This is a genomic window from Pseudomonas sp. D3-27 (genome assembly GCF_051132165.1).
In the GTDB taxonomy this organism is placed as follows: Bacteria; Pseudomonadota; Gammaproteobacteria; order Pseudomonadales; family Pseudomonadaceae; genus Aquipseudomonas.
Genome location: NZ_CP071667.1, coordinates 3,233,574 through 3,248,357, shown reverse-complemented (window position 1 = coordinate 3,248,357; position 14,784 = coordinate 3,233,574). Strand labels below are relative to the sequence as shown.

The window sequence follows — 14,784 nt, the reverse complement described above, 5'->3', positions numbered from 1 at the left end:
CCTCAAATGCCCTCGGCTCGGTCAGCGGGCGTGCGCGTATTGGAATGAAAAACGAACAGTTTGCTGATCCAATAGGTCAAGGCCACGCAGACCACGTCGCAGACAAATTTCACCGGGGCCGGGCTGTCGACGAAATACAGCCCCACGCTGAACAGCACCGAAGCGACCGGGATATTGATGGCCAGCAAAGAGAAATAACGCACCGCTTGGGCCTTGGCGCTGCCATGGGACGACTGGAACGTGAAGTGCCGATGCAAGAAAAACGCGAACACGCCGGCGATGCCTTTGCCAGCGATGTTGGCCAGGATGGGGTGATCTTCGAATAGCGCGACCAACAGCACGAAAGCGCCCATGTCCAAGGCATAGGCGATGAGTTGGATGGCGCCGTACTTGATAAAGGTCAAGACGATCTCCTGAGCACCACAATGTGATGCAGCGCCAGTAGCCGTCGCAACGGATGCAGTAGTTTCTCCATGACTTTGAGCGCGGGGATCAGTGCGTCAGGCAATAACTGGCGGAAGTTCAGGCCTCCGGAAATCAAATAGCGCAGGTAATTGCCGCATATCTCCTGATGGACGATTTCCAGGCCAGGGTACTTGCGTTCGAATGCTTGCCTGTCGCGTACGAAGATGATGTAGCTCAGGGCCTGGTTGGCGCCGTTCATGGGGCCGGTCGACGGCGTTTCCCAGGACGGGAAGTGCCGGTCGAACCCTTCCGACCTGAACAGGCGCTTGTAGAGAAACGCGGCAAAGGGACCGTGGAAGGGCTCGATCAAAATGACGCCGCCGCCAATCTTGAGGGTCCTTTGCAACTCGGTGAAAAACCGATCGGGATGAGGAAAATGGTGAAAACAGTTTTGGCCGTAAAAGGCCCTGACCGAATGATCGTCCAGGCTCATGGCCTCGGCATTGAGTGCCATGTCCAGTTGTTCGGTGCAGACAACGTCGGTGGCCAGTACCTCGGGGTATGAGTCACGCATGGGCGCGATGCCGGCGCCCAATTCCACTTCAAGGCCCTCGACTTTGAAGTAGCGCGCTGCCAGGCGATGAAACGTGTGGTGGAACTCCACGAACACTTCGCGCAGCATCCGCTTGCGCGCCAGTACTTTGCCGTGAAGATCAAGGCGCTCGATGCCATCGACATCCAGTGCCTTGAGCGACGGGTCCGATAGAAAATCCCTTAGCGCTTTAATGAGTTTTCTTCCCGCAGTGATGTGGCTTTACTACGCCTGGAATGTCGTGGCCTGCTAGGCACCGAGGCGATGTCGTAACCGAGGAACGCCATGATCAATTGCAACCCCATGAGCATGGGCAATGCGCTGAGCATCACGGTTCCGGCGGGTGTCGCAACGCCGTTCTGCGCCGAATCGAACCAGTGGTAACCGCCGAAGAGGATGCCGAACAAGAACATCAGGATCCCGATCGGCAACTCGATCGAAGCCAGGGACATGTCGCGCAAGTAGTAGTTATAGAGCACGCGCTTGGTGAAGTTGCGCAGATTTTTGAACAGGAACTCGCCAATGATTTTCGAGATCTTGAGGTGGCTGACTTCGTCGCCATATCGGGCCTCCATTGGAATATCCACCACCACGGCGCGCACGGTGTTCAGGCGGAACAGGATGTCCGTCTCGAAGAAATAGCGCTCGCTGACCTTGTCCAGGGGCAGCAGCCTGGCGACGTCGCGGTGAATCGCCGTGTAGCCGTTGGTGGGGTCGAACAGGTCCCAGTAACCCGTCGACAGTTTGGCCATCAGCGACAATATGGCGTTGCCAAACAGGCGAAGCCGCGGCATCGACTGGACTTCCTCCAGATTGAAAAACCGGTTGCCCTTGGTGTAGTCGGCTTCACCGGCGAGGATCGGTTCGATGAACAGTGGGATCAGGGCCGGGTCCATCTGGCCGTCGCCGTCGACTTTGACGATGATGCTCGCACCGTCGGCGAGGGCGGCCCGGTAGCCGGTCATGACCGCGCCGCCCACGCCTTTGTTGACGTGGTGGGGCAGCACCTTGACCCGAGGGTCGTTACAGGACGCCAGTACGTGCGCGCCTGAATCGTCCGGGCAGGCATCGTCGATGACATAGATGCGCCACACCTCCGGCCCTATGGCGTCTATGACGCCGAGGATGTGCGCGGTGACCCGATAGCTGGGGATGACGACGGCGACGCGTTGTTCGTCCGTGAAAAGCGCTGTTTTTGAATTCATCGATATCGCCCGTTATTGCCTGAATGATAGTGACTTGAACTCCAGGGGAGTGTCTGTATGGCCGGACGCATAAATGATCACGGACGTGGCATTCGCGGGGGCAACGACATTCATCTCATGGGTCTCCCATTGCTCGGTGCATTCAAACGTCTCGATGCTGGCGGCAATGAAGTCACCTTTGGCATCCATCCAATTGGCCTGGATTCTTCCCGTGGTGGCTGTCGTTGCGCAGCGCGCAGACACGCCGTTGATGTACGTCAGCCCTGGTGTCACTTCGACCCGCTGTGTTGCAGGCGTCTTCACGTCGACCGTGAGGATCTTGCGCGACGGGTCATAGCTCGAAGGCGACGTCAGGTTCCATCCCTCGAGGCTGGACAGCGCCGGGTTGAGCAGGTGCTCGACGTGCGAGACGTTGAGTTTGCGCAGGTCCAGGTCACCCAGTCGGGCGTATGACGTGGACACATTGCGCAGAAGATCGAGTCGCGCCTGGGGAACTGACTTGAGGTCGATGATCAACCAGTTGACCTGGCGCTGGCGCAAGCGCCGTGCAAGTTCCGATGGAGACGTCGCTGTCTCGAACTCACCTTTCCACTTCAGGTTGTACCAAGACGCGTAAAGGGCATCGCTGCGCAGGCCCGCCATCAACGGAGCCGCAAAGACCGCCACGGGCTGATAGCTGGTGTTCAAGGCGTTGACGGTGTCGACCATTTTCCGGATGGGCAAGCGTTCCTGCAGATACCTCTCTCGACCTGCCTGGCTCAACAATGCAGAGGGTTTGATTTCGCCGTAGTAAGTCGCGGCCTGGATGAAACGGGTATTGGTCAGGATCAACAAGACACCGGCCCCGATGGCGAGGCTGCGTGGGAAGGTCTTGTCGTGGGAAAACGGCAGCGCGAGGATCACCGAGAACAGCGCGAAAGAGGGGAACACGTAACGCAGATAAGCCGTCGATTGAAACGTCATGAACATCGCGCCAGCACCCACCAGGAGAATGCACAGGGCTTTGCGGCTGCCGCTCAACAGCACGGCGAGGGCGGCCGTGGGCAGCAACAGCCACTGGAAGCCTGCCGCTCCGACTCGCCCCTCAATGAACTCGGGCGAGTCAAAGACCATTCGATAGAGGGTGTCCCAGGTCATCCCAGTGCCGAAAGTGGCTGGCGGCTCGAAGTTGATGTTCGGCCAGAGCGGCGAATGGAAAATGGCATTGAAAAACGGAAACACCGGATTGCCAGTCAAATACCCGGCCGAGACGTAAGGGGTCGCACCGGCCAGTATCAGGCCAGCGCTGCCCAGCAGCAGCGTTTTGACGATGCCTTGGATCGCCCAGGCCTTGTACTGCCACAAGAGAACCACCAGCAGGACCGGCAGGACGCTCAGGGTCACGGCCTTGGCCGCCATGGCGAAGCCCAGCAGGAGGCCGGCCAGGAGCAATTGCGACAAGCGCTCCCCAGGCTTGGGTGTGAAGCTTGAGACCTTCAGGATCGCCAGGGTCCCGGCCAGCAGGAAGGCGGTCCATGCCGACTCGATGTGCAGGCTGCTGCTCTCGGCAAAGGCGAGAGGCGTCGAGAGAAAAATCAGGCTTGCCCAGCGAGCACTGGAGGCAGAGCCTCCGGCCCAGAGCGTCATGTTGTGGATCTGCCAGGTCACCAATAGGGTGAATGCACAGTTGCTCAAGCGTGACGCCGTTTCGCCGGCGAGCAGATAGACAATGCTGTAGATCCAGTCGGCCAGCATCGGCATGACCGCCCAGACATAGGTGCTCGCGTCGAACGACCATTGATGCCGCTGCGCCAGTTGTGATGGAACGAAGAGGTGCATGGCCAATGCGTCGTGACCGACCTCCGGCATGAAGGCCACCAAGACGTAGAGGCAGGCGAAGCCGCAGATCAGTACGTCGAGCGCCGTTTGGATAGAGGTTTGTGCCGTGCGGAAGGCCTGGATGTGCCCCAGCAGTTCGCGACCTATCGACATGGCATGTTTGTGCCCCAGTAAAAGCGGCAATGACAGCAGCGCGCCATACAGTCCGGGGTAATTGATCGGCCAATAGGCCGCCAAGCCCGTGAACGTCCCGAGCGTACCCGCTCCCACCAGCAGGTGGACGCTCCAATCGGTCGCAAGGTGCCGGCTGAGCATCCACCTGCCGAGCACAGCAGCAGACAAACCGAAGACCGCGACGACGATCACCGGCCCTGCCTGCCCACAAATGACGGACAAGCACGCCAGCAAACCCAGGCAGAGGATAAACGGTGACTTGCGAGTGAAGACGGTGAGGGCGGCCAGGCTTGCCACCGACAGCAATATCGTCCGGGTGGCGCTGTTCATGGGCGCCAGCTCAAGCGTCGAAAAACCGTACGCGCCTACCGCCGCACTGGCCAACAGAACCACCAACACCATTGCGTATTTCAGGCTGTATCTCGGCAAAATATCGTCTCGGCTGAAGGGACAACATTACTCATTCAGGGCTGCCCAAAATCCGTGGCGAGGGAGCTTGCTCTCGCTTGAGTGCGAAGCACTCATGAAAAGGGACTGCCGCACAGCCCAGCGGGAGCAAGCTCCCTCGCCATAGATTCCTCTGACTTCTTGAGCCAGCAATTACGAGCCAACGTCTGCTATGCATCTCGGTACCTGTGGGGGACCCAGGTGCCCCACTTGCTCTCGTAGATCGCCCGGTTCTTCTCGAAAAGTGCCTGTTTTTTACTGGCACCCAAGGCGTTGAACGAGGCGGACAGGTGATGGTGGACAAAGACGTCTTCGGCACAGGCCGCGCGCATGCCACGGCGCTGCACGCGGCGGCAGTAATCGTCATCCTCGAAGAACCCCAGGCCATATTCTTCGCAGAGACCGCCTATCTGCTCGTAGGTCGAGCGTGGAAGCATCACGCAGAAAAACGCCAGGGTGTTGATTTCGAACCACTCGCCCATGCGGGCGCGGGTCAGTCGCGCGGCTTCGGCGGGCATGTCCTCTATTCGCTCATAGTGGGTGCCGACCTTGGCTTCATTGCCGATGTTGTTGGTGATCGGGCCGATGATGCCGATTTCCTTGTTGTCCCGCAGATGGCGGATCAAGCCCCTGACCCAGCCGGCGGTGACGACTGTGTCGTTGTTCAGGATGACCAGATAATCGCCAGTGGCCGCCGCGAGGCCCAGGTTGTTGCCCGCGGCGAACCCCTTGTTCTCGGAGTTCAGGATGACGATCCGGTCAGGATGGCCGTCGGCCCAGGCCGTGAGGTAGGTCGGGGTCTGGTCGCTGGAGTGATTGTCGACGACGATGATCTCAAGGTTCGGGTATTGGCTTTGGGTCAGCAGGCTGTCGAGGCAGGCCTTGGTCAGTTCAAGGTTGTTGTAGGTCAACACCACGACGCTGACCTTGGGCAATGGCAACGTCGCGATGGCCTGGCGCAGGCTGGCGGCTCGATGCTGCCAGGTCTGGCCCTGGGCGAAGGATTGGCGCGCCTGTCGCGTGGCGCCGGCCTCCGGCAGCGCATCCAGGACGTTGCGGACGGCCGAGATGAACTGCGTTGGCTGTTCAACCGTCCAGACCAGTTCGCCGAACTGACTCAACTCCGGCAGTTTTACCGACACCACCGGTTTGCCCGCACTCAGGTACTCATAGACCTTGACCGGGTTGGTGGCGAGGGTCAGCGGCATGACCTTGAACGGAAGCAGGCACACGTCCATGGCGTGCAGGTAGTAGGGCAGGGAGGCATAGGGTACTTCGCCTTCAAAGACCACGTTCGGGCAGGATTTGAAGTATTTCCTTGCCTGGACGGTGTCGCTGCCGATCAACAGTATCAAGTGTTGCGCAAACGTCCGGGCGACTTGCTTGACCAGGTCCAGATCGAACCATTCGGCAATGACGCCGTAATAGCCAATGATCTTCCTGTTCGCGGTGTCCTGATAGACCTTGTCGGGACGCTGCCTGAAGAAGCTGAACTCGCAGGCGTTGCGGATCACCTTGACGTTGCCGTTTTCCCGTTTGCCGTGTTGTTCTATCCAGTCGGAGGTCGCCACCAACAGGTCCGCCCTGCGCATCAAGGCAATCTCAAGGTCGAGCAATTCCTGGGCGACATTGCCGAAGCCTTCGTGGTGGTCCATGCAGTCATAGACCAGCGTGGCGTTGGGGACACGCCTCGCCATGGGGAACCAGTAGGCGTGCTGGACGATGCAATCCACGGCGCCGAGATTCGCCGATTCCAGCAGCATCGCCAGGCCTTGGCACAACTGGTGGATCGCGGCGGCGGACGGTGGGGCGTGATAGATGGCCGGCGCGCCGCGCACCTTGAAACGGATCTGGAACAGCCGGTCGGAGCCTGCCAAGGGTTCTGCTTCGAAGCCCGGGGCATCATCGTCGATGAAGTTGTTGGAAATATAAAAAGTGGTCTGTCCGGCCCTGGCCAGCTCCTTGGCAAGGTTTTGCGGACGCTGGATGCGAAAGTGCCAGTCGATCACCCCGAACATCAGGATCGTGGGCTGGCCGTGGCTCGACGGTATGGCAAGGTCTACGGGCGGTGGCAGCGATTGCAGCGGGATCAGGCTGGTGGCTGTCGCGGGCTCGCCCGGCGTCGCCTTGGGGCGTTTCAACCAGCTTCGAAGCCGATGCGCCAGCTTGCTTTTCTGGTGCGCGGTGAGGGGCAACCAGGCATAGACCCGGCGGGATATCCGATAAAGCTGCTTGCGTATGGAGTAACGCAGGGGGGCGCGTTCGATGGCGTTGCCCCAGTCCGAAAGCTTGAACAGCTCAGCCTGTTTCGCAGCCAACTGGGCGCGCAGGTCCACCGCCCAATCGGAAAGCGCGACCGCCTCGCTGTGTTTTGTCCGCAGCAGTGCCTCGGTCTCTTTGAGGCGCTGCTCGGCCACTCGCAGTTGCTCACGCAAGCGCCCGGTCTTGCCTTCCTGGAGCGCCAGGCGTGTGCGAAGCGCTTGTGAACCAAGACGCAGTTGTCTGATAAGCCGATCTCGGTTCTCGATTTCCTTGACCAACTGCTGGGCTTCAATGGATCTGGATTGTGTTGAGCGAGACAGTTGGTCAATGCAATCAACAAGACGGTTGATCTGGTCCATGCGTTTTTCGAGTCCTTTGGTCATTACGGCAACGCACCCCAAGTGTTTCAGGATCGTCGTCGACTTCAATTACCAGCCGCGCCCAGCCTCCAGTCGCGCCACGAATCATCATAGCGGTTGCTGGGCAGCGCGCCACGCCAACCCGCTCAAATGACATCGGCGAAGCCTTTGCGTGTCCTCTGGAACCACGCAAACCCGACGCAGGCAATCAGCACGGCGACTGCCGAGTAAGTGGCCCATTGTTCCCATTGCGGCGGCCTGCCCCAGAACAACACGTCGCGAACCATCTCCACCGGCAGCGTCAGCGGGTTTGCCTGCAAGGCGACCTGGTAGTTTTGCGGAAGCGTCGAGCGAGGGTAGAAGATCGGCGACAGGAACAGCATCGCGGTGACGACGATGCCGATGAACTGACCGATATCGCGCAGGTAAACGCTTATCGAGGCGAGAAACCAGGAGATACCCAGCGTCAGCAATATCAGCGGCAACAGCACCAATGGCAGCAGCAGCGCGGTTATCGGGGGAAGGCCGAACAGAAGCACATAAAAAAGCAGCCATGCCAGCACGCTGATAGCCATGTGGAACAGCGCTGCGCCGAGCGATACGAGGGGCAGGGTTTCCAATGGGAACACGATCTTCTTGACGTAATTGGTATTGGCCAGCACCAGGCCCGGCGCGCGGGTCAGGCATTCGGAGAACAGGTTGAAAACCAGCAGGCCGGCGAACAGCACCAGGGCAAATTCACTTTTGGATTCGCCGCCGCCGGACCACCGAGCCTTGAAGACGACACTGAACACGAAGGTATAGACCACGAGCATGAAAACCGGCGTGAAGAACGACCAAAGGATACCGAGCATCGAACCTTTGTAACGACCGGTCACTTCCCGGCGGATCAACACGTAGATGAGGATCCGATTGATCAAGACGCTCTTGATCATGGCGGCAGGAGAAATACTGAACGACTGCATGGGTGCTTGGTCCTCAAGACAATATCAATTGCTCCTTGGGTTGGGTCTCATGAAGGTTAGACCAAATCGGCTTCATTCGAAGTTTTTTATTCCATCTGTGCTTAACTCATTCGTAGCACCCAGCGAAGGACGGATTCAGTAGCGCCGCAATAGGGTCGTGATTCATGGAAGGGTTTTGCCGATGTCGTTTGAAGTGGCCATCAGTGCCGAGAACCTGAGCAAGTGTTATCAGATTTACGAGGCGCCCAAGGACCGTCTGTTGCAGATGCTGGTGCGCGGCAGGAAGCGTTTCTACCGCGAGTTCTGGGCCCTGGACGATGTTTCCCTGACCATCGCCAAGGGGGAGACCGTCGGCATCATCGGCCGTAACGGCAGTGGCAAATCCACCCTGTTGCAACTGATCTGCGGAACGTTGACGCCGACCCGGGGAAGCGTCCGCGGGCATGGCCGGATTGCGGCGTTGCTTGAGCTGGGGTCCGGTTTCAACCCGGAGTTCACCGGCCGCGAAAACGTCTATGTGAATGCGGCGGTGCTGGGCTTGAGTCGCGCGGAGATCGACGCTCGGTTCGAAGACATCATCGCCTTCGCCAACATCGGCGACTTTATCGACCAGCCCACCAAGATCTACTCCAGCGGGATGCTGGTGAGGCTCGCTTTCGCCGTTTCGGTTTGTGTGGAGCCGGAGATCCTGATCGTCGATGAGGCTCTTTCCGTCGGCGATGCATCCTTTCAATTCAAATGCCTGAATCGGCTCGAAGAGCTGGCGGCCAAAGGCACGACGCTGCTGTTCGTCTCCCATGACATGAGCATGGTCAAGCGCTTCTGCCACCGGGTGATCTATCTGCGCGGCGGGCGGGTCGTCGCCAGCGGATCGCCCGATGAAATGGCCGAGTTGCACTTGCTCGACATGCGTGATGAGCAGCGGCGCTGGGCCAGTGGCGGTGCCACACAGGTGACGCGCAAGCCGTTCATGGGTGGCCAGGAGGGGATCGCCTTCGGGACCGAAGAGGGGCACATCAGCGCTGCCTGCTTCACCAATACCCAACAGCCTTGCTCCAGTTACCTGTATGGCGATGACATCGAGATCCGCGTCGAGGTGGTGCTGCATGAATCGATCACGCAACCCAACATCAGTTTCACTGTGCAGGAGGCAAGGCTGCTGGTGATTGGCGGCGGCAACTTCGCGCTGTCACCGGGCCCGGCCGAAAACGGCTGGCGGCGGTCGGCGATCACGGTGCGCTTCCCGGCCAACCTCGCCGAGGGACGCTATCATGTCACCCTCAAGCTGTTGCACGGCGCCACGGAAGAGACCTCGCAGTTGATCGAGAAACAGGTCGCGCCATTAGCGTTCGATATGTTGCCAAACCACAGGAATTTTCTGGGCATGGTCGACCTGGGATTGCAGCGGGTCGGCTCGCGAGCGGCTGAGACGCTTGCCGAGGCTTGTCGGACTCAAGGAGAGGAAACGATGACGGAACACCCGGACGAGCACACATGGCAGGTTGCTATATGTGGCACTTTTGATGTCGAGAATTACGGCGACCTGCTGTTTCCGATCATTGCCGAGGCGGAGTTGGCCCAGCGCTTGGGTCGAGTCGAGCTGCATCGGTTTTCCTACCATGAAAAGAAACCACCTGAGTGGCCCTACGCGGTAACGTCGCTGACGGAGCTTCCCCATGTCGCGGCCCGCCTGGATGGCGTCTTGATCGGCGGCGGTTTCCTGATTCGATTCGATAAAGTCGTTGCCCACGGCTATGGTCCGACAACGCCCGATATTCATCACCCGACCGGCTATTGGCTGACGCCTGCGCTGATCGCGCTGCAGCACGCGATTCCGGTGATCTGGAACGCCCCCGGGATGCACTGCAACGGTGTCCCCGATTGGGCCAGGCCATTGTTGACGATGGCCCTGGAGCAAAGCCAGTACGTGAGGGTTCGTGATTCACTGACGCGCGACACCCTTGGCGCGCTCACCCAGCGCGCCGAGATCGAGGTGCTGCCCGATACCGCGTTCGGCTTGCCCCGCTTGATCGACGAGCAGCAGCCCTGCGCTGAGTTCATTCGCCTGCGCGAGAGCGCTGGGCTGACGGGGCCCTACATCGTGATCCACGCCATCCACGTGGTGGAGTCCTTCGTAAAACTGTTCGAAGACCACCCCGAGGCGTTCCAGGATTATCAGTTCCTGGTGGTGCCGATAGGTCCGGTGTTGGGTGACGATCCGTCCGTCATTGCCGCGCGCCTGCCCGGGGCCATTACCTTGGCGGTCTGGCCAGAACCGTTGCTGATGGCAGAGATTATCAGCCAGGCGCAAGCGGTGATCGGCCATAGCTACCACTTGGCGATCACCGCCCTGGCGTTTGGCGTCCCGGTGTTTTGCTCGGCGGACCTGACCACGGGCAAGTACACGGCACTGGCGGGGTTCGACTCGCTTCATGCCTTGCCGGAGGCTGGGACGATCGACCCGCAATGGTTCGTTTCGCGCGTCGGCAAGACCCGTCCATCGCCGGCGGCGCTCGAGGCGGCGGATCGGTTGGTCGAGCACTGGGATCGGGTCGCGACGATCATTCGCCAGGGTAAAACCTCATCCCAACCTGCATTGGGCGCGTTTATGCAGCACCTGCCCAATCTGCTCGAAGCCGCCGTCCAGGGACATGAACCGTTGGCGGTTGAGTCGACGGCAAGCCACATCGTACCGGAGCCGGGCATCATCGAGCCGGCGCCAGACCTCGCTGCGCAGGACCTGGCCCAGCAACATCGGATAGTCCAGCTCAGCCAGCAGTTGGCCCTCAGTGACGCCAGGATGCTTGAGCTGCAGAATTCCAATTCGTTCCGAATGACCGCGCCACTGCGTTCCATCGCCCGTGGTATCAGAAACCTGACAGCGAACAGGAACAGACAATGCTAGATATCTCTCGTCTCACGCGTGCGGCGCTCAAAGCTCACCCGTACTCATGGGCGCAAATTGACGGCCTGTATTCGGCCGAGGATGCAACGGCGTTGGCGGCATCCTTTCCCCACGATCATTTCAAGACCGTGAGCGGATATGGTGGCGAAAAAAACTATGACTACGAGGCCCGCGCCCTGGTGGGCATGGGCACCAACGCGATTGCCTTCCCGCAGGAGCTGAGCGAAGCGTGGTTGCGGCTGGCGCGGGATCTCGGCTCGGCCGGCTATCGAGAAGCCATGTCGGAAATGACCGGGATCGATCTGCGTACCGTGCCCATGGAGGTCAACGTTTTTCATTACGGTCCCGGTGCGAGCCTCGGGGCCCATCCGGACCTGCCGGATAAACTGGTCACCCATATCCTGTATTTCAACGAGTCCTGGGACCGCAACGACGGCGGTTGCCTGAACATCCTGCATCGCAACGATCCCACCGCCGTGGCGGCCGAGATTGAACCGCTGGTGGGCAATTCGGCGGTTCTGGTGCGCTCGGATAATTCCTGGCATGCGGTCACTCCCGTGGTGAGCGGTTGCCATGCTTCCCGCCGTAGCCTGACGGCTACGTTCTATCGACCAGGGTCAGTCAGTTCCATGTGGCCGCCCGGCGACAACACACCGCTGCATGGGTACCCACGTGCTTGAGCTCGACCGAACCTTGATCGACCGCGACGCCGCGTTGGCCCAAAGAGACGCGGCCATCAATGAGCGCGACACTGCCTTGGCAAAAGTCGAGTTCCTGCAAAACACCCGTTCGTGGCGTTTCACCCGGCCACTGCGCTCGCTTTTCCGTGTGATGCGTTATGGTTTTGGCGCAGCAACGCAGGAACTTCCCGAACCCGCCGCCGCACTCGTCTACCCGGCGGCACCGGAGCCGTTGCCGAACGTTGAGGCGCAACCGGATTTCGCCACTCAAGGGCGCCTGGATATTCTCTGCTTCGCCAACATCGATTGGGCCGCACGCTTCCAGCGACCCCAGCAGTTGATGAGTCAGTTTGCGAGCCATGGTCATCGGGTTTTCTACATCGTCCCCTCCAGTGTGCCGGAGCAGGGAGAGCCCTATCGGTTGACGTCAGTGGCGCCCAATGTCTTTGAAGTTGCACTGCAACGAGGGGCGCAAGAGGCGTATTACGAAAAAACAGTGACACCTGAAAATCATCAGGCGTTATCAGGTGCCTTGGCTGCGCTGATTGCCGATATGCGCATCAGGACCGCGCTCACAGTGGTGCATATAGCCTACTGGAGTCCCGTGGTGCTCAGCCTGCGTGCCGAACGTGGCTGGCGCGTCCTCTACGATTGCATGGATGACTGGGATGGTTTCCCGAACATCGGCGAACAGCTGCTGGACGAGGAAAAGACCTTGATCGCCCAGGCGGACGTCGTCACTGTTTCCGCCGCGCTGCTACACCAGAAATGGTCCGCCCATAACCCTCGTTGCGTGCTGGTGCGAAATGCCGTGGATTTCGCTTTTTTTCGCCAGCACTGTTTTAGCAACGATGTGCTGAGCGGGCTTTGCGGCCCGGTTATCGGGTACTACGGCGCCCTGGCGCAATGGCTCGATTACCCATTGCTGGCGGCGTTGGCGGACAGGCGCCCAGGGTGGAATTTCATTCTGGTGGGAGACGTTTTCGTCGAGGACATGGCGGGCCTGGAGCACAAGCCCAATGTGCAATTGCTGGGCCGCAAGCCTTACTCGCAAATGCCGCTTTACCTGGATCATTTCGATGCCTGCCTGATTCCCTTCAGGCTCTATAACGTGACGCATGCGGTTGATCCGGTGAAATTCTATGAGTACATCAGCGCAGGCAAACCGGTGATCTCCACGCCACTGGCGGAGATGAGCCTTTATGAAGACCTGCTGTACTTCGCAACCGGTGTCGATGAGTTCATCGAGCAGATCGAACGGGCCTTGGCCGAGCGCGACCTGGCCCTGTTCAAGCGACGTGTGGAACTCGCCCGGGCCAACGATTGGAAGGACCGCTACAACAGCATGCAACAGGCTATTGTCGGGCTGTACGAAAAAGTCTCCATCGTCGTGGTGACGTACAACAACCTCAACCTGACGGTTCAATGCGTAAACAGTATTTTGCGCAATACCGCCTGGCCCAACTACCAGCTCATCGTCGTCGACAACGGCTCGGAGGACGGCACGAGGGAGTATCTGGAGCGCCTGAGTCGAGAGGTGCCGACGACAAAAGTCATCCTCAATCCTGACAATCGGGGCTTTGCCGCGGCCAACAATCAGGGCTTGCGCGAAGCCGATGGTGACGTGTTGCTGCTGCTCAATAACGACACGGTAGTGCCTGACGGCTGGCTGGATCCGTTGGTCATGCATTTGAGGGATTCGAGCATCGGCTTGGTCGGGCCGGTCACGAACACGGTCGGAAACGAAGCGAAAATTGAAATTTCCTACACCGATATTCAACACATGCAGGCGTTTGCAGACCGTCACACCCAAGCTCACACAGGACAGTCGTTCGATATCCCGATGCTCGCAATGTTCTGTGTGGCATTTCGCCGAGGCATCCTCGACGAGGTGGGGTATCTGGATGAAGCATTCGGTATCGGAATGTTCGAAGACGACGACTACAGCCGTCGCGTGCAGGCGGCGGGCTATCGCACCGTCTGTGCCGAAGATGCGTTCGTTCATCACTACGGGCAGGCGTCCTTCAGGAAGCTGATCGCCAGTGGTGAGTACCAAGCCCTTTGGGATAAGAACCAGGCGTACTACGAAAGCAAATGGGGCGCTTGGCAGGCCCATGTTCATCGCCCAGGCAAGTCCTCATCCATCAAATGAAATGCCCTGGGAGCAAAGCCAAGCCGATCACGGGCATTCGAGTGGTCAAACACCAGGTCCTGATTCATCCGCGCCACCAATGCGCTTGAAAGGTGTCGGTAGCGGGGCAGGCAGCGCAGGATCGAAACGCCCAGGCTCACTGCTCCGGCGGGAAGAGGCAATGTTCGCGCCGGGCGTCCCATGGCCTGGAATATCCGGCCCACCATCGTGTGGTAAGGCAGCGTTTCTCCTCCCGAAAGGTTGTAGGCGCCACTGGGCAGCCCCGGCACGCTCAAGGCGCCCAGGCACGCCTGGATTACGTCCGCACCATGCACCGGTTGGCGCAACCCAGTCGCGCCGCCAATGAGCGGGAAAAATCCAAAGCGTTGAATGAAGCGCGCTATCTCTGAAATATTCTTGTCGGCGCCAAAGCCATAGATCAGGGTCGGTCGCAGAACCACCCATTCGATCCGCCGTTCGGTCGCCCACTGTTCCAACTGTTCTTCTGCGTTTATCAAGCGTTGCGCGACGTCCTTCTCCCGAACGTCAGGCGATGCTTGCTTGGCAAAGCGGCTCGTGGAGGACAGGGCGACAACACGTTTGACGCCGGTGCTGGCAAGACGCTCTAGATAATCGGGCAACACCCAAAGAGGAGCAAAGGATAGGAAAGTGTCCAGCGTCAGTCCGTGCCAGTCGCCGGTTTTTCGCCACGTCACACCGGGGCAGGGCGGCTTTGGCGGGCTTCGGGTGAATGATGTCGTCGAGTGGCCGGCCTGTGTCAGCAATGGCAATGCGCGCTCGCCCAGGAAGCTGGAGCCGCCCAATAGTCCTATCCGCACTT

The 14,784-nt window shown here is 59.5% G+C and carries 10 protein-coding genes and 1 pseudogene; 4 read left to right on the top strand and 7 right to left on the bottom strand.

The features are described from left to right. Nucleotides 1-2: 2 nt before the first annotated feature. The 6 genes from J3P92_RS14600 to J3P92_RS14575 form a co-directional block, all read right to left on the bottom strand. Entirely contained in the window at nucleotides 3-404 is a 402-nt protein-coding gene (locus J3P92_RS14600; RefSeq protein ID WP_434647848.1) for a GtrA family protein, read from the bottom strand. Continuing rightward, nucleotides 401-1,087: a class I SAM-dependent methyltransferase gene (locus J3P92_RS14595; RefSeq protein ID WP_434647846.1), complete on the bottom strand. Its 687-nt coding sequence runs from the start codon at nucleotides 1,085-1,087 to the stop codon at nucleotides 401-403. The genes J3P92_RS14600 and J3P92_RS14595 overlap by 4 nt, the downstream gene beginning before the upstream one ends. A gap of 92 nt (nucleotides 1,088-1,179) precedes the next feature. Further along, nucleotides 1,180-2,202: a glycosyltransferase family 2 protein gene (locus tag J3P92_RS14590; RefSeq protein WP_434647844.1), complete on the bottom strand. Its 1,023-nt coding sequence runs from the start codon at nucleotides 2,200-2,202 to the stop codon at nucleotides 1,180-1,182. Between the two features lie 12 nt (nucleotides 2,203-2,214). Next, nucleotides 2,215-4,524: a phospholipid carrier-dependent glycosyltransferase gene (locus J3P92_RS14585; protein WP_434647843.1), complete on the bottom strand. Its 2,310-nt coding sequence runs from the start codon at nucleotides 4,522-4,524 to the stop codon at nucleotides 2,215-2,217. A gap of 287 nt (nucleotides 4,525-4,811) precedes the next feature. Then, nucleotides 4,812-7,286 carry a glycosyltransferase gene (locus J3P92_RS14580; protein WP_434647840.1) on the bottom strand — a complete coding sequence of 825 codons (2,475 nt, stop codon included), beginning with the start codon at nucleotides 7,284-7,286 and terminating at the stop codon, nucleotides 4,812-4,814. A 122-nt stretch (nucleotides 7,287-7,408) separates the two neighbouring features. After that, on the bottom strand, nucleotides 7,409-8,227 hold the full coding sequence (locus J3P92_RS14575) for an ABC transporter permease (RefSeq protein ID WP_420763665.1): 819 nt from the start codon (nucleotides 8,225-8,227) through the stop codon (nucleotides 7,409-7,411). Between the two features lie 181 nt (nucleotides 8,228-8,408). Between J3P92_RS14575 and J3P92_RS14570 the strand changes: the two are divergent. The 4 genes and pseudogenes from J3P92_RS14570 to J3P92_RS14555 all read left to right on the top strand — a co-directional run. Then, nucleotides 8,409-9,665: pseudogene (locus J3P92_RS14570) on the top strand (ABC transporter ATP-binding protein); the annotation flags it as partial. A 30-nt stretch (nucleotides 9,666-9,695) separates the two neighbouring features. Beyond that, nucleotides 9,696-11,132 (top strand): polysaccharide pyruvyl transferase family protein, encoded by a 1,437-nt coding sequence (locus J3P92_RS14565; protein WP_434651131.1) that lies wholly within the window; start codon nucleotides 9,696-9,698, stop codon nucleotides 11,130-11,132. Then, nucleotides 11,126-11,812 carry a 2OG-Fe(II) oxygenase gene (locus J3P92_RS14560; protein WP_434647836.1) on the top strand — a complete coding sequence of 229 codons (687 nt, stop codon included), beginning with the start codon at nucleotides 11,126-11,128 and terminating at the stop codon, nucleotides 11,810-11,812. Before J3P92_RS14565 ends, J3P92_RS14560 begins: the two co-directional genes overlap by 7 nt. Then, complete coding sequence (locus J3P92_RS14555) at nucleotides 11,805-13,964, top strand: glycosyltransferase (protein WP_434647834.1); 2,160 nt, start codon at nucleotides 11,805-11,807, stop codon at nucleotides 13,962-13,964. Before J3P92_RS14560 ends, J3P92_RS14555 begins: the two co-directional genes overlap by 8 nt. Here the strand turns inward: J3P92_RS14555 and J3P92_RS14550 are convergent. After that, nucleotides 13,931-14,767 (bottom strand): NAD-dependent epimerase/dehydratase family protein, encoded by an 837-nt coding sequence (locus tag J3P92_RS14550; RefSeq protein ID WP_434647831.1) that lies wholly within the window; start codon nucleotides 14,765-14,767, stop codon nucleotides 13,931-13,933. The genes J3P92_RS14555 and J3P92_RS14550 overlap by 34 nt on opposite strands. Nucleotides 14,768-14,784: the final 17 nt, after the last annotated feature.

Coding starts and splice junctions, on each gene's coding strand:
- J3P92_RS14580 (WP_434647840.1), bottom strand. CDS start 7,286: ATGACCAAAGGACTCGAAAAACGCATGGACCAGATCAACCGTCTTGTT.
- J3P92_RS14575 (WP_420763665.1), bottom strand. CDS start 8,227: ATGCAGTCGTTCAGTATTTCTCCTGCCGCCATGATCAAGAGCGTCTTG.
- J3P92_RS14590 (WP_434647844.1), bottom strand. CDS start 2,202: ATGAATTCAAAAACAGCGCTTTTCACGGACGAACAACGCGTCGCCGTC.
- J3P92_RS14560 (WP_434647836.1), top strand. CDS start 11,126: ATGCTAGATATCTCTCGTCTCACGCGTGCGGCGCTCAAAGCTCACCCG.
- J3P92_RS14585 (WP_434647843.1), bottom strand. CDS start 4,524: ATGAACAGCGCCACCCGGACGATATTGCTGTCGGTGGCAAGCCTGGCC.
- J3P92_RS14595 (WP_434647846.1), bottom strand. CDS start 1,087: ATGCTGCGCGAAGTGTTCGTGGAGTTCCACCACACGTTTCATCGCCTG.
- J3P92_RS14565 (WP_434651131.1), top strand. CDS start 9,696: ATGACGGAACACCCGGACGAGCACACATGGCAGGTTGCTATATGTGGC.